At 45.1% G+C, this 21,065-nt stretch carries 13 protein-coding genes; 6 read left to right on the top strand and 7 right to left on the bottom strand.

Going from position 1 to position 21,065, the window contains the following annotated elements:
• The first annotated feature begins 190 nt into the window (after positions 1-190).
• On the top strand, positions 191-2,215 hold the full coding sequence (locus MADE_RS03890) for a HAMP domain-containing methyl-accepting chemotaxis protein (protein ID WP_012517295.1): 2,025 nt from the start codon (positions 191-193) through the stop codon (positions 2,213-2,215).
• 67 nt (positions 2,216-2,282) lie between these two features.
• Here MADE_RS03890 and lysC read toward each other — a convergent pair whose 3' ends face one another.
• The 5 genes from lysC to MADE_RS03865 form a co-directional block, all read right to left on the bottom strand.
• Entirely contained in the window at positions 2,283-3,632 is a 1,350-nt protein-coding gene (lysC, locus tag MADE_RS03885; protein WP_012517294.1) for a lysine-sensitive aspartokinase 3, read from the bottom strand.
• Positions 3,633-3,691: 59 nt separating this feature from the next.
• A complete protein-coding gene (locus MADE_RS03880; RefSeq protein WP_012517293.1) occupies positions 3,692-4,141 on the bottom strand; it encodes a DUF192 domain-containing protein in 450 nt (149 codons plus the stop codon).
• A 72-nt stretch (positions 4,142-4,213) separates the two neighbouring features.
• Positions 4,214-6,826 carry a bifunctional aconitate hydratase 2/2-methylisocitrate dehydratase gene (gene acnB / locus MADE_RS03875; protein WP_012517292.1) on the bottom strand — a complete coding sequence of 871 codons (2,613 nt, stop codon included), beginning with the start codon at positions 6,824-6,826 and terminating at the stop codon, positions 4,214-4,216.
• Positions 6,827-7,188: 362 nt separating this feature from the next.
• Positions 7,189-8,142: a DNA ligase gene (locus MADE_RS03870; RefSeq protein ID WP_012517291.1), complete on the bottom strand. Its 954-nt coding sequence runs from the start codon at positions 8,140-8,142 to the stop codon at positions 7,189-7,191.
• Between the two features lie 145 nt (positions 8,143-8,287).
• A complete protein-coding gene (locus MADE_RS03865; protein WP_012517290.1) occupies positions 8,288-8,572 on the bottom strand; it encodes a hypothetical protein in 285 nt (94 codons plus the stop codon).
• Positions 8,573-8,975: 403 nt separating this feature from the next.
• Here MADE_RS03865 and MADE_RS03860 point away from each other — a divergent pair, with 403 nt between their 5' ends.
• The gene (locus MADE_RS03860) at positions 8,976-9,980 is read left to right on the top strand and encodes a 5'-methylthioadenosine/S-adenosylhomocysteine nucleosidase family protein (RefSeq protein WP_012517289.1); all 1,005 of its coding nucleotides are present in this window, start codon (positions 8,976-8,978) and stop codon (positions 9,978-9,980) included.
• A gap of 76 nt (positions 9,981-10,056) precedes the next feature.
• On the opposite strand, the gene MADE_RS03855 is transcribed toward MADE_RS03860, so the two are convergent.
• A complete protein-coding gene (locus MADE_RS03855) occupies positions 10,057-12,867 on the bottom strand; it encodes a bifunctional aconitate hydratase 2/2-methylisocitrate dehydratase (protein ID WP_012517288.1) in 2,811 nt (936 codons plus the stop codon).
• Between the two features lie 387 nt (positions 12,868-13,254).
• Entirely contained in the window at positions 13,255-14,469 is a 1,215-nt protein-coding gene (locus MADE_RS03850) for a PQQ-dependent sugar dehydrogenase (RefSeq protein ID WP_012517287.1), read from the bottom strand.
• 127 nt (positions 14,470-14,596) lie between these two features.
• On the opposite strand from MADE_RS03850, the gene MADE_RS03845 reads away from it, so the two are divergent.
• From MADE_RS03845 to MADE_RS03830, 4 genes are all read left to right on the top strand, one after another.
• Complete coding sequence (locus tag MADE_RS03845; RefSeq protein WP_012517286.1) at positions 14,597-15,073, top strand: hypothetical protein; 477 nt, start codon at positions 14,597-14,599, stop codon at positions 15,071-15,073.
• Positions 15,074-15,182: 109 nt separating this feature from the next.
• Positions 15,183-16,751, top strand: a complete 1,569-nt coding sequence (locus MADE_RS03840) for an AMP-binding protein (RefSeq protein WP_012517285.1) — start codon at positions 15,183-15,185, stop codon at positions 16,749-16,751.
• Positions 16,752-16,989: 238 nt separating this feature from the next.
• The gene (locus MADE_RS03835; RefSeq protein ID WP_012517284.1) at positions 16,990-19,878 is read left to right on the top strand and encodes a PAS domain-containing hybrid sensor histidine kinase/response regulator; all 2,889 of its coding nucleotides are present in this window, start codon (positions 16,990-16,992) and stop codon (positions 19,876-19,878) included.
• Positions 19,862-20,938, top strand: a complete 1,077-nt coding sequence (locus tag MADE_RS03830; RefSeq protein ID WP_012517283.1) for a response regulator — start codon at positions 19,862-19,864, stop codon at positions 20,936-20,938. The genes MADE_RS03835 and MADE_RS03830 overlap by 17 nt, the downstream gene beginning before the upstream one ends.
• The last annotated feature ends 127 nt before the right edge of the window (positions 20,939-21,065 follow it).

Raw genomic sequence — 21,065 nt, 5'->3', positions numbered from 1 at the left:
TATACCAAGTTGCTAAATAAAATAAACATTAAATTATTGTAGCCGATACACTTACGTAAGTTAGTAACGATGATGTTTCATTACCTTCTCTCGTTGAGGGCAAAGTCTTGCGCTTAAGCGCTATATTTTGTTAACTGAGACGGGTAATATCGTTAGGGATAAAAATAAAAACACTCATCCAGGAGTTCCGATGAAAATAACGGTAGCCACACGCGTAATCGGGGGATTTGTCGCGATTAGCGCACTTCTAATCGTCATTAGTGTTGTTTCACTTTATAACCTCAACTCAATAGGCTCTGCTACAGAAGAAGTTAATGACGTTGCTCTACCTACGGTAGCGGGCAGCAACGCATTAAAAGCCAGCTTCCTCAACATGGGGCGGCTAACTTTTGAAAGCTATATCGAAGAAAACGTCAGTGAATTAAAGGACAAACGAGCGTCTTTTAACTCTGCTAAAGATACGTTTGAAAGCGAGTATAAAAAGTTAGCGCAGGCTGTTAACAACGAGCCAGAGTTAAAAAGCACACTCAACAGTGTGCGTGAGTCATACGAAACGTATATTAACAACGTTGAAGCTATGTATAAAAACCACCAAATGTATCTTGATTTACGTAACAGTATTGAAGATAGACTGGGTGATGCGGAAGATAACGCCGATGATGCTTCAACCTACCTTCTGGACTTTTCAGATTTAGATAGCGTTCAACAAGATTCAAACCTTAGACGTGCAGCTGAGATTGGCGGTCAACTTGAAACGTCACTGCTGTCTTTACTCACCGTATCTTACGAGTACATTAAAACCCAGACGCTAGTGCGTTCACAGACGCTAGGTAACGAAGTAGACCTTGTTGTTGAGAAAGTGGTTACGCAGTTAAGCGACATGATGCAAGCTGCTGGCGGTCGTGACGACTCAGGTACGCTGGATGATATTAATGACCTTGTAAACGACGCAATAAATGCAATAAAAGCAAACGATGGCGTAGTCCAACTCCACGTGGACCGCTTAGAGCGTAGAAATGATGCAGAGAAAGCGCTGAACGCATCTGATCAAAACATTACGCAAGGTGTGGTTGCACTTGAAAACTTGCTAACGTTGGCGGACAAAAAAGCGTCACACGTAGAAAGCCAAGTAAACAGTGCCATTGCAACGGGCAACACGTTTGTTATCGTTGTTGTGATCATTTCTATCGCGGTTGCTGCGTTCATAGGTTACGTGACAGTACGCGCTATTACACGCCCACTTTATCGCGTAAATGAGTTACTCACTGTTGCCTCATCGGGTGACCTAACTCATCGTCTTGATGATTCAGCACAAGACGAATTCGGTCTGTTAGCTCGAAACTGTAATGCTTTAATAGGCAGCCTTAAAGAGCTGATTACCGGCATCAATGTTCGCGCTGAGCAGTTAGCTGCGGCGTCAGAGCAAACGTCGGCAGTCACCGCGCAAACTACTCATTCAATTCAGGATCAGAAGTCTCAGATTGGCCAAGTAGCGACAGCAACAACAGAAATGCACTCTACGTCTCAGCTGGTCGTGCAAAATGCTGAAGATACGCTTAGCCAAATTCGCCATGCTGATGCTGAAGCCGAAAACGTGCGTCAAATTTCGTTAGAGAATAAGAACACCATCGAAATTCTGTCTCGCGACGTGCAAGAAGCGGCCGACGTTATTAACAAGCTGCATCAAGACAGCGCTAGTATTGGCGGTATTCTGGACGTTATCCGCGGTGTTGCCGATCAAACTAACTTGCTAGCCTTGAACGCAGCTATCGAAGCTGCCCGTGCCGGTGAACAAGGCCGAGGCTTTGCGGTAGTTGCTGATGAAGTAAGAACCCTTGCTAGCCGAACCCAAGAGTCGACACAAGAAATCAATGCCATGATTGAGGTGCTTCAAGCGGGCGCCGAAAAAGCGGTAGCGGTTATGGACCAAGGCAAAGACCAAACAGCGGCATGTGTTGAGCAAACAGAGAAAGCAACGCAGGCGTTAGATATTATTACAGACGCGGTTCACAAAGCGCATGATGTAAGCTCGCAAATTGAGCAGTCTGCCCGCGAACAGAACACGGTCTCGCAAGAAATCAGTGAAAAGCTTGAAACCATTGTGGGTATTGCAGAAGAAACCACAGCAGGTGCACAGCAAACGTCTGAATCTAGCCATGAAGTAGCGCGTCTGGCAGACGAACTTCAACAGTCTATCAGACAGTTTAAAGTGTAATAATTTACGCGTAATACAAACAAAAACGGCCGATATCATATCGGCCGTTTTTTTATCTTACACTTGCTTACTCAAACAATGCGCTGTGAAGCTTGCGAACCACGTCATCACTGTCTGTCTCGTTTACTAAGAACGACAAGTTATGCGGGTTTGCACCAAAGCAAATCATACGCAGGTTAAAATCTGATACCGCAGATAGAATCTTGCTTGAAACGCCAATAGCCGTTTGCATGTTGTTACCCACAACGGTTACTAAATCGTACCCTTTCTCTACCTTTACATCACAGATAGTTTCAAGTTCAGCAATGGTCTCTTTATTCAGGCGCTGGGCTACCGAGTTTGCTGGGTTATCTAGGGTAAACGATACCGAGATTTCTGACGTGGTTACCAAGTCAACGCTCAGTTTGTGTTTAGCGATAATCGCAAATACCTGCTGTAGAAAGCCCTGAGCGTACATCATCTTAGGTGTTTTAACCGTTACCATTACCTGCTCTTTACGGCGGGTGATAGCGCGATATGGTGGCTCGTGCTCACAATTGCGTACAATCCACGTACCGCCCTTTTCAGGCTCTTTGCTTGACCCTACGAACACTTTAATGTCTTTGCGAAGCGCTGGCTCCATGGTGGCAGGGTGAAGTACCTTTGCACCAAAGGTTGCCATTTCTGCCGCTTCTTCAAAGCTCAGTTCAGGCAGAGGGTGTGCTGCTGGTGTAATCCGCGGGTCGGTTGTGTATACCCCGGTTACGTCGGTCCAAATCTCGCACGCCTCGGCATCAAGGGCTTCAGCAAGTAGCGCTGCCGTAAAATCAGACCCACCACGACCAAGTGTTGTAGTACGACCTTCTTCATCTGCGCCAACAAAGCCTTGGGTTACCACAATGGCCTCTTTGATTTCAGGCGCGAGCAGTTGCTTCGCTAGTTTTTCAATTTCTTCGATTTGCGGCGCGCCTTCACCGAACTCGCTATCCGTACGAAGTACCTTGCGAACGTCGAAGTTCATGGTCTTCACGCCCTGCTCAGCAAGCACTGATGAGAACATAAGCGAGGACATACGCTCGCCCATAGAAAGCAGCTGATCTTTTAAGTCGTCCCTATGAAGAATTTCTTCGTGAAACGCTAAGCTTCGCATCTCTTCAAGTAAATCGTTGAGCTTAGGTTCAACGGCCGCTTTGTCGTCAAGCTTGTTAAGAATAGCGTGCTCGATGTCGACAATGGCTTGGCAGGTTTCTTCAATTTGCTGTTGCGTCATCGGCGTGTGCGCTAGACTCACCAGGTGGTTAGTTACCCCTGCTGAGGCACTCACTACCACAATGCGCGTTTTGTCATTACCGGCAACAATTCGGGCGCAGTTTTGCATTACTTCGTAATTCGCTACGCTAGTTCCACCGAACTTGGCTATCGATAAGGCATTTGTCACTATATTAAACTCCAGAATAAAACTAGCCTACAGCTAGCGAAACCGCGCGTTTTGCGCGGTCAATCAATCGTTACTTGGTCGCCTACTTTAATGTTATTCTCGGCAAACCACCCTTGGTTCATTTCCAATGCGTAAAGTACCTCTTTCGATGATCCGACCGACTCCAAGCTATGGGGAGTGAGAGGTTTTATATCCGTTATTACGCCATTTCTGTCGATAAATGCTACGTCTAGCGGAACAAAAGTATTTTTCATCCACATCCCCGCAAATTTGGGGCTGGAAAACTTAAAAAACATACCGCAATCTTCACAAAGGGCTTTGCGAAACATCAAGCCCTGAGCGCGTTGTTCAAAGGTTTTGGCATACTCAACTTCATAGTGCTTATCGCCAATTTCAAGTGATATGGAATCGAAGTTCACCGAATCGAGCGACGATGCAGGGTCAACCTGCGCTTTTGCACACCCTAAGGTTAATACAAGTGCAGCAACAATAAAGAAAGATTTTCCCATTAGACATTCCTTTTCGCCATAAAAAAAGCCGGTCACCTCAAGGGGAACCGGCTTTGTAGTTTATACACTATTTTAAGCAACATTCAATGTCGGAATAATGCGCGCTTTTGCCTCTTCTTCTGCCTTCTTAAAGCTTGGCATTTTGTCGAAGTTTAAGTAGCGGAATACTTCACCCGACATAGCGTTAATCTTGCTGGCGTACTCCATGTACTCTTCGGCACTTGGAATGCGCCCTACAATTGCTCCTACTGCAGCAAGTTCAGCGGATGTCAGGTACACGTTTGCGCCGTCACCCAAGCGATTCGGGAAGTTACGGGTAGAGGTTGAAAGTACGGTAGCGCCAGCGTCTACACGGGCTTGGTTCCCCATACACAAAGAACATCCAGGCATTTCGGTGCGCACACCAACACGACCATAAATATTGTAATACCCCTCTTCCATCAACTGGGCTTTATCCATCTTCGTTGGTGGCGACATCCACAAACGAGTTGGCAAGGTTTTATTAAACTGCTCAAGCAATTTACCGGCAGCGCGGAAGTGACCAATGTTTGTCATGCATGAACCAATAAAGACCTCATCCACCTTATCACCCGCCACCTCAGACAAGGTTTTCGCGTCGTCTGGATCATTCGGGCAGCACACAATGGGTTCTTTAATATCATTAAGGTCGATTTCGATAACCTCAGCATATTCCGCGTCGGCATCGGCGCGCATTAGCTCAGGATTTGCGAGCCACTCTTCCATTTTCTGAGCGCGGCGCTCTAATGTGCGCGGATCGCCGTAACCTTCGTTAATCATCCAGCGAAGCATAGTGATATTTGAACGCAGGTACTCGGCAATCGATTCTTCAGAAAGGTTGATGGTACAACCTGCCGCTGAACGCTCTGCCGATGCATCGGATAACTCAAACGCCTGCTCTACCGTCAGGTTTTCTAACCCTTCAATTTCTAGAATACGGCCAGAAAAGGCGTTTATTTTGCCTTTTTTCTCTACCGTTAATAGCCCTTGTTTAATACCGTACAAAGGAATAGCGTGTACAAGGTCTCTTAAGGTAATGCCCGGCTGCATTTCCCCTTTAAAGCGCACAAGAATAGATTCAGGCATATCAAGAGGCATCACGCCCGTGGCCGCAGCAAACGCCACCAGCCCTGAGCCCGCTGGGAACGAAATACCTAATGGAAAACGGGTATGGGAGTCGCCGCCTGTTCCTACTGTGTCAGGCAACAACATGCGATTTAACCAGCTGTGAATAATGCCATCGCCGGGGCGAAGCGATACCCCACCGCGATTCATAATAAAATCAGGCAATGTGTGCTGGGTTTCAATATCCACCGGCTTAGGATAAGCCGCTGTGTGACAGAATGACTGCATGGTTAAATCGGCAGTAAAACCAAGACAAGCTAAGTCTTTGAGCTCATCGCGGGTCATAGGCCCTGTGGTATCTTGCGAGCCCACAGTTGTCATTTTAGGCTCGCAGTAAGTGCCCGGGCGAATGCCTTCAACACCACAAGCCTTGCCCACCATTTTCTGCGCTAACGAGAAACCCGCTCCGCTGTCTTTTGGTTGTTCAGGCGTGCGGAAAAGATCTGTTGGACCTAAACCTAACGTCTCTCGGGCTTTCTCTGTAAGACCGCGCCCAATAATCAGGTTAATGCGTCCCCCCGCACGAACTTCATCTAAAATCACTTTCGACTTGTAGCTATATTCTGCGAGAAGCTCACCGGTTTCGTGGTTGGTAATTTTGCCTTCAAATGGGTAGATATCTATCACATCCCCCATATTCATTTTTTCCACATCGGCTTCGAAAACCAGTGCGCCAGCATCTTCCATGGTGTTAAAGAAAATAGGCGCAACTTTTGAGCCGATACATACACCACCGCCACGTTTATTCGGCACGCCCGGTAAATCTTCGCCAAAGAACCATAACACTGAGTTCGTCGCCGACTTACGTGACGATCCGGTACCGACAACATCACCCACAAAAGCAACCGGATATCCTTTACTTTTGACTTCTTCTATTTGTGTCATTGGGCCTTTAACGCCGGGTTCTTCGGGCTCCAATCCTTCGCGAGGCATTTTGTAAGCCGCAAGGGCGTGCAGAGGAATATCAGGGCGAGACCATGCGTCGGGCGCTGGAGATAAATCATCAGTATTGGTTTCGCCGGTTACTTTAAATACTGAGTAGGTAATTTTGTCATCCATGAGTTTGCGCGAAGTAAACCACTCACCTTCGGCCCAAGACTTGATAATGTCAGTAGCGTACTCGTTACCCGCTTTGTGTTTCTCTTCCACATCGTGATAAGCATCGAACATTAACAGCGTGTGTTTAAGCTCTTTGGCAGCCAACGGCGCTAGACTCTCGTCATCAAGCAGTTCTACCAGCGTGGCAATGTTGTAACCGCCGTGCATGTTTCCCAATAGGGTTACTGCCTTTTCCTTAGAGATGAGCTCGCAGCTGTCTTCGCCTTTTGCGATGGCACTTAAAAAACCGGCTTTAACGTAAGCCGCTTCATCGACGCCAGGCGGCACACGTTCTGAAAGTAGTTCTAGTAAGAATTCGCCTTCACCCTCTGGCGGATTTTTTAATAAATCGACGAGGCTAGCAACCTGTTCGGCATTAAGCGCTTTTGGGGGAATGCCTTGTTGTGCACGTTCTTCAACGTGTTTGCGATAGTCTTGTAACACAGTCTCTTCCTCTAAGTTAGCTTGCGCAATGGGAGTAAACGGTCTTGTACGCACTTGACGCAAGGAGTGTTTAATAAATCATCATCAGTATAACTTCAAGGGCTAGATTTTTAAATTTTAAGCCCTTTTTATTCACTTATAATCACTATTCATAGCGTTACTTTTAAACGCTAAAATCGATTAAAGAAAAGCCTCGAAATCAACGTTAACAATTGACATATGAATAAGGTATAAGGCTTTATGAGGTAAAGACAAGGGGTAGCCTTTAGATAACCCTTTTAAGAGCAGTGAAAAACGTAAACCGTAGAAAACAGCCTTTTTAACACGATTCGTTAGGTCTATTGAAACATTTAGGCAAGCTATTACTTGGGTAAATCAGAGGGCGGCCTTACACGAAGAAAGCTCGCAAACCTCGGTTTCCCGTTTTTCGTTACACCGTAAAACTTAAAGGTCACCCAGCTGCCAACAGCGGGCGGCGCTCGACGCTCTTTTTCAGAAAAGCCCGTTCCTAATTTGAACTGAACGCCGGCGGGCGTTTCTACAAGCAGCGAGCCCATCATGCCTTGAAATTTTCCTTTCCCGGCAAGGTGCGCCAATACTTTCGCTTCAGCATCTTCAAACTGCTTTACCTTAAGTAGTTTGTCACTGCGCCCTGAATGGTAAAACGCCTTTTTGTGGTGAAGCATTAACCCTTCCCCGCCGCTTAATGTTACTTGTTCAAGCTTTTCTTCAAGCGCATTAACAGAAGAAAGGGTAAATTGGGGAACAACGGCAAACGTAGGATTGGGCGTAGCTTCTTTAAGGTTGTTCAGCATGTTTAGTCGACTGTCAAAGGACTGGCCCGCTACAGGCATGTCGAACGCCATAAACCTAATCTTAGCCCAGCGTTTGCTTGGTAGGGAATGTGTAGCGGTCATGGCGTCGGTTGTAGATTCAGTACGAGGTAAAGATCCGGCTACAGAATGAGGCGCAACGCTCGTTAACTTTGAAAGCACAATGGAAGCCGTACGTTCAAACTGCCCTCTCGCAATCCAGAGCTCACCATCAATGGTTGCTTTGGGCCAATTGGCAGTAAACCATGCCGGAGCGGCTATTTTGTTGTTATTGCGGGTTCTCAGTTCAGTGCCGTCCCATCGTGCCCGAATGCCGTCTAATTTTTCGCTCACCCAATACTCGGCGATATTTATATCTTGTCGGCTGTGGCTATATTGCTTGGCAAGCTGTAAACCATCGACAATATCAAGCTTATCCTCTGCATTAACGTGGGTAGCAGCAGTGATTAAAAGAAGACAAAATACTGTTAGAAAAAATTGCACTAAATTCACCTTGGTTCGTTAAAAGTTACCCGCTTCAACGCTTCAAAATAGAGACGTTAAAACAGAGAAGGCAGAGTAAATTACTCTGCCTTCTTGGTTTTTTTAACTGTACGTAAGATGGTTTTTTCGTTTAATTGAAACGGCTCTAGTCAGTAATAATATTAATAACAGTGATAAGCACGTCTTCAGCAAAGGCTTCACCTACCGTTCGTTCTTTATTGCGTCGCAGTTGGTAAGTTTCTAAGCAGGCATTGAGTTGTTCATCGGCCGTATTCACCCCGTGAACATCTGCGTTATTAGCTTGCTCAATACAGTCTTCGGTTTGGCCTGTCGTGACGGTAGTACACCCGCTTGCTCCCACGGTAATTCCAACCATGACAACTGCAGTGCTAGCCCAGTTTAAATGTTTAAATTTGCTTTTGTATTTCAAGGTAGCTTATTCCTTTAGTAAAGATTGCAAGCGCTTTTGTCTATTTAGATAAACTTGGTGACCCTCGTGCTGCGGTGTCGAGAGTACCTTATCAAAAGCTATGCTAAATGCTTAAGTAGGCTGCTTTTTCTGAATCATTTAGCTATTCAGGTGGGCGTTTACTTAACATTACTTGGTATGCAAATTTTAAGCAATAAACGAAGAGCGTTGCCATGATTTCTCACCTTTATCAATCGCTATCATCGCCCTAATAAAGTTGCTAACATTTAGCGACCTTGTTGGCTCGAACTTTGCCCTAGTGTCTATCTGAGGCTGTGCTAATAGCTATTTATCGCAATAACGTGCAGTACTCGCTCATCAACCGCACCTTATTGGTGCAAATAATAAATTAAATAAGGTCACTATGCGCTTAAGTAGTTTTGTTTTTTTCGTGTGTATATCGCTGTCGTCTTTAGCAAATGACGATACCAGCCAGTACGGCCCTAAAGATTTTTCCAATGTTACAAACAAATGGACAGCCGTGGTTGCTGCTTACGAGCCAGAAATTGAAGCGATTGACGCCGCGTTTGCAACCATGGACGATGCTCAGATTACGCAAACGGTTTATATTAAAGGGGTTAAGTATCAGTTAGGTACTTATAAAGGTGAGCCCATTGTTGTATTTAGTACGGGTGTCAGCATTACCAACGCAGCGATGACCGTACAGATGGCGCTGGATTACTTTCCTATTGATAAACTGGTAATGATGGGGATTGCAGGGGCCATAAACCCGAAATACACGCCGGGCGATATCGCAGTACCTGAACGTTGGTACTTCCACGATGAATCTGTCTATATCAACCCGAAGAAAGGTGACGCTAACGTCTACGAGCTACCGGACTATTACGCTAAGCAGCTCGAATATTACAAAGCGCGACGGGAGACTGATAAGCACTCGCCTAACTATAAAAACATTGGGTTTATTCACCCTACCGAGGTTGCTGTAGTTAAAGAAGGTTGGGACACCCGCAAAAGAATGCCCTATTTTACGGCAGACAAAGCGCTATTGGCGATGGCACAGCGTGCTTTGAAAAAAATCCCGCCTATTACTATGCCATCGGGTAAAGAAATACTGGTGGATATTGGCGGTAACGGGGTGACAGGTTCGGTATTTGTCGATAACGCAAAATACCGCGAATGGCTTCGCGATGTTTACACTGCCGATGTAGCAGAAATGGAATCAGCAACCGTTGCACAGGTGAGCTTTGTTAATGACGTGGACTGGTTAATTATCCGCTCAATTAGCGACCTAGCGGGCGGGCAGCACGGTAAAAATGTTGAAAATGTATTTGACGCAATTGCCTCTGGCACCGGCACAAAACTACTACTTGGCATACTCGATGAGCTCGTAGCATCCGAGCCTCAGTAAATAATAAATGGGGTCAGAAATAAAAAAGCCCCAACCTTGGTTGGGGCTTTTTAATGTTTTGTTTAGCGGTAAGTGCTTATACGCGCTTAACTGCTACGTCTGCTTCGAACTTAGGCTTAACAGCTAAGTCTTCAGATGGTGGAGCAAACTTAGTTAGGTCAATGCCTTCAACCGCTTGCTTGTACTCTTCCGTGGTTGGGAAGCGACCAAGTACAGTTGAAAGTACTACTAGCGGCGTAGAGCCTAGCAGTGACTCACCTTTTTTCTCATCAGAGTCAGCAACAACACGGCCTTGGAACAAGCGAGTAGACGTTGCGATTACGGTATCGCCTGGCTCAGCTTTTTCCTGGTTACCCATACATAGGTTACATCCAGGACGCTCTAGGTAAAGAATATTGTCGTACTTAGTACGCGCTGCTTCTTTTGGCTTAGCATCGTCGAATTCAAAGCCTGCGTATTTCGCAAGTACTTCCCAGTCGCCTTCAGCTTTTAGTTCGTCAACAATGTTGTATGTAGGTGGCGCAACAACAAGTGGCGCTTTAAACTCTACAGAGCCGTTAAGCTTCTCTAGGTTACGCAGCATTTGCGCGATGATTTGCATGTCGCCTTTGTGCACCATACAAGAACCAACGAAACCTAGGTCTACTGGCTTACCATCGTAGTAAGAAACCGGGCGGATCACGTCGTGGGTATAACGCTTAGACACGTCTTCGTTGTTTACGTCTGGGTCAGCAATCATTGGTTCGTCGATTTGATCTAGGTCGATAACCACTTCTGCGTAGTACTTAGCGTTGTCATCTGGTGCAAGCGCTGGTACTTCGCCAGACTTGATTTCAGCAATACGCTTGTCAGCAAGGTCGATTAGACCTTGAAGCATGTTCGCTTCGTTATCCATACCCTTGTCGATCATGATTTGGATACGGCTCTTAGCAAGCTCAAGTGACGCAACCATAGTCTCATTGTCAGAGATACAGATTGACGCTTTCGCTTTCATTTCTGCAGACCAGTCAGTAAACGTAAACGCTTGGTCAGCAAGTAGAGTACCGATTTGTACTTCAATTACGCGACCTTGGAACACGTTCTCGCCAGCGAATTGCTTAAGCATTTGCGCTTGAGTAGCGTGAACCACGTCACGGAAGTCCATGTGTTCTTTCATGCTACCTTTAAAGGTCACTTTCACAGACTCTGGAATTGGCATTGCCGCTTCACCTGTCGCAAGTGCTAGTGCTACCGTACCTGAGTCAGCACCGAACGCCACGCCTTTCGACATACGCGTGTGTGAGTCACCACCAATGATGATAGCGCGGTCGTCTACCGTGATGTCGTTAAGCACTTTGTGGATAACGTCAGTCATTGCGTGGTAAACGCCTTTAGGGTCACGGGCTGTGATTACACCAAAGTTGTTCATGAATGACATTAGCTTAGGAATGTTAGCCTGTGCTTTCTTATCCCATACCGACGCCGTGTGACAACCTGACTGATATGCACCGTCAACAGTAGGTGAAATAGTCGATGCCGCCATTGACTCTAACTCTTGGCACGTCATTGGGCCGGTAGTGTCCTGAGAACCTACAATATTTACTTTAACGCGTACGTCAGAACCCGCGTGAAGTGGTGCGTCTGAGTTTACGCCTACCGCGTTGCGGTTAAAGATTTTTTCTACAGCAGTAAGGCCTTGGCCTTCGTGTGAAACCTCTTTTGATTGCGCGTAAACTGCTGGTGCTTCAACACCTAGTGTACGTGCAGCAAAAGATTGTAGCTGCTTACCGAAAACTACGGCGTAAGAACCACCCGCTTTCATGAACTCCATTTTCTGAGGAGTAAATGACGCAGATACGTCAGCAAGTTCTTCTGAACCATTGAAAAGCTTCTTCGCTTTGGTATCGATGGTCAGTACCGTACCTGTTGCTACAGAGTAAGCTTCTTCAAGCACTGGGTCGCCGTTTGCATCGCGAACGATTTCGCCATTTTCGTCTGTTTTCTTAACCCAGTTTTTAAGGTCAAGACCAATACCACCGGTTACGTCTACAGTAGTAAGGAATATTGGTGCGATACCGTTAGTACCAGCAACAATTGGCGCTTTGTTTACAAAAGGAATGTAAGGGCTTGTTGGCTCACCGGCCCATAGTGCAACGTTGTTCACACCAGACATACGAGAAGAACCTACACCCATGGTACCTTTTTCAGCAATAAGCATAACTTTTGCGTTAGGGTGTTTTTTACCTAGTTCAACAATTTCTTGCTGCGCTTCTGGCGTGATCATGCACTTACCGTGAAGTTCACGGTCTGCACGAGAGTGCGCTTGGTTACCAGGAGATAGAAGGTCTGTAGAGATATCACCTTCAGCAGCAATGTAGGTAACGACTTCGATTTTCTCTGGTACGTCAGGCAGCTTGGTGAAGAATTCAGCTTTCGCGTAGCTTTCTAGCACGTCTTTAGCAATCGCGTTACCCGCTTTGTATGCTGTCTCTAAACGCTCAGTATCAGCTTCGTATAAATAAACCTGCGTTTTCAGTACTTCAGCCGCAGGGTTTGCAACCGCTTCATCGTCAGAAAGCGCAAGGTCTAGTAAAGCTTCTACCGATGGACCACCTTTCATGTGAGAAAGAAGCTCAAGTGCAAACTCAGGGGTGATTTCTTCTACTTTTTCTTCGCCAAGTACAATTTCTTTTAGGAATTGTGCTTTAACACCGGCAGCAGGTGTAGTACCCGGCAAGGTGTTATAGATAAAGAATTTTAGAGAGTCTTCGCGGTGCTCGTTTGTTGTATCTTTAATTTGAGCAATAATTTCAGACAGCAACTCAGCACTGTCGATTGGCTTAGGGTTAAGACCTAGTTCCGTTTTACGGGTTTCGATCTCTGCCAGATATTCTGAATACAAACTCATATAGTTCTCTCGGTCTTAGTTTTACTTGAGCGTAGTGTTAAGTCGGTCTTAGCTATACGCATATAAAAATGAGGGATATTTTAACCGATTTTTAGCAGTTACGTAATGACTGAAAGTAATCAGATAGGTAAACATCTCGCTAGCGTGTAATTATCTTGCGCGCCGAGAAAAATGGCAGCAAACCCGAAACTTTGCAACAAACAAAAATAAACATGCTATTACAGCAACTTATGAAAAATAAAAGCTAAATGGACCCTACTTCCACCCTCTATTGGTAAAACCAATACCGATAAATAATAGTGTTGCACTTATGACAGACATTCACTTTACTTATGGTGCTACCAGTACAAATTACCATCAATATTGAAACAAAGTTTCAATTAATCGTTAGTTTTTGGCCGTGTAGCTTTCTTTGAATGAGAGTTTGAACACCTTCGCGCTTTCACCATCTGTAAGAAGTAGAATATTACCGTCGCTATCTACTGCAATATCCCTTAATCGTTCATTTAGCGCGTCAAAGACCTTCGTTGACGTATAACCATTTTTGTCATGCGATACTGCGAACAAGGCTTTTGCTTTTAAGCTGGTAACCAGCAGCGTATTGCTGAAATGAGGCTGCTTTGAATTTATGTAGTAAAGCATAGAAGATGGCGCGATAGAGGGCGTCCAATCTACAAGCGGTCCGGTCATGCCGGCATACTCCGAAAAGGGCGAGATTCTTGCGCCCGAGTAATCTTTTCCTAAAGTAACCACAGGCCAACCGTAATTATTCCCTTTTTGAAGAAGATTTAGTTCGTCGCCTCCATCAGGCCCGTGTTCGTGTAAGAAGATTTGACCGTCAGCGCCATGCACTAAACCTTGTGGGTTTCTATGTCCGAGCGTAAACACATAAGGCGCCTCTGGAAAGGCCGGTGCGGCCAGCGGCTTACCATTAATTGTAAAGCCAAGCACTTTTCCAAGCTGGGAAGTGACAACTTGGGCCTGTTCGCGATAATCAAAACCGTCTCCGGTAGTCACGAGGAAGGCATGCTCTTTAGCATTTTCTCCTTTAGTCACGTGATCAATTTGAAGTAGTTTTCCACCGTAATGAACGGGTGTATCTTTCGATTGAGCAATGTCGAGTACTAGCTGCACATCACTGATCCCAGCGGTTAGAGAGAACTGTGCTTTGACCACAGCTAAATGATTGGCTTCATCGCTTCCCTTCGAATAACTCAGCAGCACGGTTTTATCTTGAGGATAAGTAAAAGGGATCAGTATATCTAATACGCCGCCCTGCCCTTTCGTATAAAGGTTATCTAAGGGCAAAGTGAAGCGGCTTACTTTTCGTTCATCGTTAACAACAATTAGCTCACCGTCTCGGGTGGTTATTATTATATGCGTGGTTGATTTTTCTTTATCCACGACGGTTGTTATTGCCTTAGGGTAGGACAGCGCGTCAATAACCGTGTTGATTTCTACGCGCTCAGCCAAACTTTGTAAGACGCTTGGCTGCGTGGTGTTTAATGTACTATTTAATGTGCTGTTTTTAACACTTTCACTCTCACTTGCTAACAAGGCAGTGCTAAATAACAGAGCGCTTAACGCGAGCCATGATTTCATTGTTATTGTCCTCTTTTAATCAGCATACTATGGCATATCCCATTCATACGCGCATAATGATGGCACTTATTTCACGCTATTTAGCTTAACCGGATAAATAAGGTCGACAGACTTTAGGTTGTAAATTATGAACAAAGCCATTCGCCACATTCTATTTAGCTTTATCCCTGCATGGGCCGTGGGCTTCTTGCTGGCAAGTATATTTCACTCCATTGCCGTTTTAATCAACCTTTCGCTCATTCACGTTAAATTGCAGCCACGCGATTGGTGGTTCATGATAAGCCAAGACCTAGTAGGGCTGTTACCTACCTACGGGCTTATCATAGGGTTTTCTCTGTTTTTAGCTTTTATAATTGCTCATAAGGTTACCCGTCGAGTCGAGAAACATTTAGAGCGCCGCACCACTGTGAGCACCCGATTGTTATTATTTGGCGCTGCCGGCGGCCTATCTTTTTTAATCATGTTGCTAGCGATGCAGCCTATCTTAAACGTGACGCTAATTGCTGGCGCGCGCTCTGTCGCAGGGCTGTGCGCCCAATGTTTGGCTGGTGTGGCGGCTGGCAGTGTTTACACCTATTTAAGTAATAAATTTGCGCTTAAATAATAACTAAAACTTATAGAATTAAATAACCCAACACAGATGTAAATAAAAAGTTAAGTTTGCTACTGTATGGCGTAGATTGAATTTTTACGCCCTACTAGGAACAAGCAACATGATAACTTACCCTGATAATGTGACCTGTCTTGCCGACTACATTGAAAGCGTAATGCAGCGATTTGCTGACAGGCCCGCGTATACGGCCCTTGGGCAAACCCTTACCTTTGCTGAAATTGATAGCAAGTCATCAGCCTTAGCGCGCTACTTTGTTCACGAAGCTAAGCTTACCCCTGGAACCAGAGTTGCTATTCAACTTCCTAATTTAATTCAAAACCCCATTGTCGTTTATGCTGCATTACGCGCAGGTTTAGTGGTAGTGAATACCAACCCGCTCTACACAGAGCGCGAAATGAAGCATCAATTTACTGACAGCGGCGCAAAAGCCTTAGTCATACTTGGCGATTTACTTCCTAAATTTACTAGTATTAAAAATGATACGAGTATCAATACGGTTATTACCACATCAGCAACAGAGCTCTTAGACCCCAATACGGCCCCCGCATTAGATGGCACAGTATCCCTTAGCCAAGCGGTAGAAATTGGCAAAGGTCTTCCGCAATTCGAACGCCCTAAGATTCAGTTAGATGATCTTGCCATGCTGCAGTACACAGGCGGTACCACCGGGGTATCGAAAGGGGCAGCGTTAAGTAACAAAAACGTACTTGCTAACTGTATTCAAATGCTTGACCGTATTGGCGATGGCTTTAAAGACGGTGAAGAAGTGTTGGTGTGCCCATTACCGCTATACCATATCTATGCCTTTACCGTAGGAATGATGGCGCTTTTCGCCAAAGGAACACAAATTATTCTGATTCCAAACCCTCGCGATATTGACGGCTTTATACAAACCTTAAAACCGCATAAAATATCTGCCTTCATGGGTATTAATACGTTATTTGTTGGCCTTGGACGTCACCCGGAATTTGCCAAACTAGACTTTTCTAATTTACATCTCACCATGTCAGGCGGTACGGCTCTTACACAAGCTGCGGTATCTATTTGGCAAGATGTGACGGGTAACACCATTACTGAAGGCTACGGCTTATCGGAAACAGCCCCTGTTGTGTCATTTAATATTCCAGGCAAAGAAGAAATTGGCACCGTAGGCTACGAACTTGAAGGCACGGAAGTCGCGTTGTTAGACAGCCAAGATAAACCAGTTGAAGAAGGCGACTCTGGGCAGATAGCGGTGCGCGGGCCACAAGTAATGATGGGATATTGGAACCGTGATGACGAGACGGCAAAAGTCATGACCGAAGATGGCTTTTTTAAAACCGGAGACATCGGCATACGCACAGAATCTGGTGCTATAAAAATAGTAGATCGCCTTAAAGACATGATCATTGTGTCTGGCTTTAACGTGTACCCGAACGAAATAGAAGACGTATTAACCTCTCACCCCAATGTGATGGAAGCTGCAGTGGTAGGAAAGCCCGACGATAAAACTGGCGAAAGGGTATGCGCCTACATTACGTTATCCAGTGAAGTATCCACCGATGATGTAACCGAATTCTGCAAAAAGCACTTAACCAACTACAAAATCCCAAAATCTATCACCGTATTAGAAGAACTTCCCAAATCCACAGTGGGTAAAATTTTACGTCGAGAATTACGTTCAGCGTAAGCTTAGAAGAGAGAAGTAATCAGAAAACGCATAGTGATAACTTCCTATGCGTTTTTCACATAAAAATCAGATTATTGCTACCAAAGAATAAGCTTAGCTTATTGAAAAAGTTTTAGTTCTGGCTAAAACTTAACCTTACACTTTTCACTTTCGTTGCACTTATGCAATTTATGACATTCTCAGTCAACAAGTACCGAACCACTCGCTTTATAAGACGTCCCTTTAAAGGGATCGAACTATGAACGCTATGCTACTGCAGCGACAAGCCATGGACAAACATGGCATGGTCGTCACCATGGATGTAAAAGGTAAAATTCTTAGCGCTAATGAAAAGTGTAGCGAACTTTCAGGGTTTGCAGAACATGAAATTGTTGGTAAATACATTACAGCCTTCGATATTACTAACATTTCAAATTCAGATATAAGCGCAATTTTTAGCGCTCTTGCCTTAGGGAATATTTGGCAAGGCGAAGTACACAGCTTAAGAAAAACGGGCGAACCTTGGTTTGTGTTTGCCACCGTCGTACCTGTTGTAAAGAAAGCCCCTCTTGTCGATCACCTTATCGTAATCGCTACCGACATTTCCCAGCAAAAGCGTTTAGAGAAAAGCTTATCTGAAGGACGAGCATTTTACCGCAGCATCACCGATAGCATCGGCGAAGGGGTTTACGCCGTAAACGCAGAGGGCAAGACCCAGTTTCTCAACCCGGCCGCTTCTCGATTACTAGGTTGGACGTTAGAAGAACTTCAAGACCGCCGTTTTCACGATACGGTTCACTATCAAAAAGGCGACGGCACCCTTCTTAAAAGAGAGCAATGCCCCGTTAATCTCACTATACGCGACGGGAAATCATATACTTCCTACGAAGATTTTTTTACCGACAAACGAGGGAGACTGTTTCCCATCTCCATTGTAGCAGTACCACTACTTAACAACGAAGGTAAACCCGATGGGCACGTAGGTGTTTTCAACGATATAAGCAGTCAAAAAGCGATTGAGCATAAGCTACAGAAGGCGTATGACGAAGCACAAAGTGCGAATAAAGCGAAAACTGATTTTCTCGCTACCATGAGTCACGAGATCAGAACACCGATGAACGCAATAATCGGTCTAACGCACTTGGCGTTAGAGACTCAGGATAACGACCAACGCCAGCAATATTTAGAAAAAGTCCAGAAAAGCTCTAACGCGCTGCTTGAGTTAATGAATAGCATCTTGGATTTCTCCAAAGTTGAAGCCAATAAAATAGACATTCTTGACGAGCCTTTCACTCTTACGAAAACCATAGATAAACTGGCTCAAGTATTTCAGGTAAAGGCACAACAAAAGCAGCTTCAGCTTCTTTTCGATATTCGATGCAGTACCAAGATACGGTGCAGTGGTGATAGCGAGAAAATCTACCAAGTTTTGCTCAACCTTTTGAGTAACGCCATCAAGTTCACAGAAACAGGCCATGTTTTGCTTAAAATTGATAAGCGTGGTAACGAGCTCGGTTTTAGCGTAAGCGATACCGGCATGGGCATTAGCGATACAGGTAAAACCAAATTATTCAATGCTTTTGAACAAGCAGACGCATCAATCTCGAGAAAGTTTGGCGGTACAGGGTTAGGACTTGCTATTTGTAAACGACTCGTTGAGCTAATGGGTGGCGAACTAACCATTGAAAGTAAGGTTAACGAAGGGACTAATTTTGCATTTTCACTGCCAATTTGTATTGAAGACACTGAACCAAGCGACTCTCTTCTTCCTGTGTCCATCCCTTCTGAAGTACTTTGTATTCAAACACATAAAAGCGTAGAACAAGGCTGTCAAATCCTTTGTCAAACGTTACAAAGGTTCAATATTCACTGCCTCATAGCTGACCCAAATGAGAACCTTCTACCTAAACAAGCAGACTTTAGCATTGTTTTTTTACCTGTCGATGAGTCCAGCTGGAAAAGCTTTTTACGTCATGTCCAGTTTGGTGAATACCACGAGCTAAACTGCAATGTGCTAATAAGTCCGTTTAGCAAAGAAGAAGTGCAAAAGCGAATCGGAACATCCCTCTCTAAAAATATTCGGATTATCGAGCTTCCCTTCACGGAAGGTGAACTTATTTCCGCTTTGTCTCCGCTGCATGCGTCGACGAACAAAAAAACGAGTGAAGGGCTGGAAAGTAAAAAGTGGCGAACTAAGCGCCTATTGAATAAGCGCGTGTTAGTGGTCGATGACGACTTAATTAGCGTTGAAATAAGTCAGCAGATACTGAAAGATTTAGGCGTCAACGTGGTAACGGCGATGACTGGCGAGCTGGCGTTAGCGCTCTGCAAATCGAATACATTTGACGCTATATTGCTGGACTGCCACCTTCCAGGCATAACAGGTTATGACATCGCTGAAACGCTTACACATAAAGAAGGGTGTTATACCCCAATCATTGCGTTGAGCGCGGATGAAACGAATGAAGCGTCTGAAAAAGCGTTATCTGCCGGCATGTGTCATCACTTAGTAAAGCCCGCAACCGCAGACGAGATTGTACACACAATCGATATTCACATACACGCCGGATACATGGAAATTACCCCGCCAAGCGAGACAGACGCATTTATCGCCTCACTGCTGTCTTTTTACGATACTTATAGCCAGCGTAGCGTAATGTCTAATTTACTCAATATTTTTCACGAACCGACACACACCAGTCAGCTATTAACCGAATTACTTGCTGACGCCCAGAAAATAGGAGCAACAACATTAGAACGGTGTTTACATCGTTTTATGGAGGCGAAGCAGAGGCCTGATACTATCAACGCAAAGCACATTTCAGACATCTCCTTCGAGCTAGATGCAACACTTCGCTTAATTGCTCATACTATTGATAAAAGTGACGTGGGCAATGAGTGTAATGAAAACAGCGATGTGGACAATGCATCACTACGCTCTTCTTTAAAAGAGGTAAAACAGGCCCTTGAAGCCTACGATGCTAGGGCACTTGAGTTAATAACAGCGCTTGCAGCTCGCCACTTCGGGCTGGGTCATTCACATACGTTGAATCAATTGAAAAAGCTTGCCTCTATATATGATTTTGAAGGGGCTTTGGTCGTAGCGCAATCACTGATAGATGAAATTAATAATGACCGAACAGAATAAAACAAAACATAGATTTAGTATTCTCGTTGTTGACGACGAGCCGGCAAATATCGATATTTTACTTGGAATTCTTGGCCCTTTTTATGACGTTAAAGTAGCACCATCTGGCGCCATCGCTCTGAAAATAACGCAGCAGTTCACGCCCGATCTTATTCTGCTAGATATTATGATGCCGGGAATGGACGGGTTTGAAGTCTGTAGGCAGCTTAAGTCGGATAAACTATTGAGCCGTATACCCGTTATTTTTGTAACCGCGCTAAGTCAAGGCGAGAACGAAGAAAAGGGTTTTGAGTTAGGTGCGGTCGACTATATCACTAAGCCCGTTTCCCCCAGTATTGCGCTAGCCCGAGTTAAAACTCACACTAGCCTTGCGCACCAAATGCAGACAACTGAAAACCTTGTAGTCGCGCGCACAGAAGAGCTAACGAGAAGTCAACAGAGCGCCATTACCATGTTGGCAACAGCAGGGCATTACAATGATACGGACACCGGGCACCACATTTGGCGAATGGCGGCTTACAGTAAATGTTTAGCTATTGCATCGGGGTGGTCTTATAACGATGCATGTTTGCTTGCGCAAGCCGCTCCTATGCATGACACCGGGAAAATTGGTATACCCGATTCCATTTTGAAAGCCCCACGCCGGCTAACAAACAGCGAAATGGAAGTAATGCGAACCCACGCACAAATAGGGCATAAAATTCTTTCTCAATGTGAAACCCCGCTTTTTAACCTCGCCGCCGAAATAGCCCTATGTCACCATGAAAAATGGAACGGTACAGGTTATCCAGAAGGATTAACTGGCGAAGAGATTCCCGAAAGTGCGCGTATTGTTGCAATTGCGGATGTGTTCGACGCACTAACCATGCAACGCCCTTATAAGAAAGCATGGACTGACGATGAAGCGTTTGCACATTTAACAAATGGTGCCGGAGACCATTTTGACCCAGACCTAGTCGACTGTTTTTTATCAATTAAAGAAGAAATTATCGAAACTAAACGTTACTGGAATGCGTTAGAGGCAGAGGGGTCGATGATATCGATAGGCAGCTTGCTTTAACAGGAAAGATAGTTAATCACCCAGCAAACTTTACATTAAGTATCAACGCTAATTTAGGACGGGTCAACGGCAAGAAAAAAGGGTCGAATTCTCGACCCTTTTTATCGTGTGAAGCTTTAGCTCACGG

The sequence above is a fragment of the Alteromonas mediterranea DE genome, assembly GCF_000020585.3.
Lineage (GTDB): Bacteria > Pseudomonadota > Gammaproteobacteria > Enterobacterales > Alteromonadaceae > Alteromonas > Alteromonas mediterranea.
Note: the sequence above shows the minus strand (reverse complement) of the source record. Positions and strands in the feature narration are given on the sequence as shown.

What these genes read in the sequence shown, in the direction of transcription:
- MADE_RS03850 (WP_012517287.1), bottom strand. Translation starts at nt 14,469, where the DNA reads ATGAAATCATGGCTCGCGTTAAGCGCTCTGTTATTTAGCACTGCCTTG.
- MADE_RS03855 (WP_012517288.1), bottom strand. Translation starts at nt 12,867, where the DNA reads ATGAGTTTGTATTCAGAATATCTGGCAGAGATCGAAACCCGTAAAACG.
- MADE_RS03835 (WP_012517284.1), top strand. Translation starts at nt 16,990, where the DNA reads ATGAACGCTATGCTACTGCAGCGACAAGCCATGGACAAACATGGCATG.
- MADE_RS03890 (WP_012517295.1), top strand. Translation starts at nt 191, where the DNA reads ATGAAAATAACGGTAGCCACACGCGTAATCGGGGGATTTGTCGCGATT.
- MADE_RS03840 (WP_012517285.1), top strand. Translation starts at nt 15,183, where the DNA reads ATGATAACTTACCCTGATAATGTGACCTGTCTTGCCGACTACATTGAA.
- MADE_RS03880 (WP_012517293.1), bottom strand. Translation starts at nt 4,141, where the DNA reads ATGGGAAAATCTTTCTTTATTGTTGCTGCACTTGTATTAACCTTAGGG.
- MADE_RS03845 (WP_012517286.1), top strand. Translation starts at nt 14,597, where the DNA reads ATGAACAAAGCCATTCGCCACATTCTATTTAGCTTTATCCCTGCATGG.
- MADE_RS03830 (WP_012517283.1), top strand. Translation starts at nt 19,862, where the DNA reads ATGACCGAACAGAATAAAACAAAACATAGATTTAGTATTCTCGTTGTT.
- MADE_RS03860 (WP_012517289.1), top strand. Translation starts at nt 8,976, where the DNA reads ATGCGCTTAAGTAGTTTTGTTTTTTTCGTGTGTATATCGCTGTCGTCT.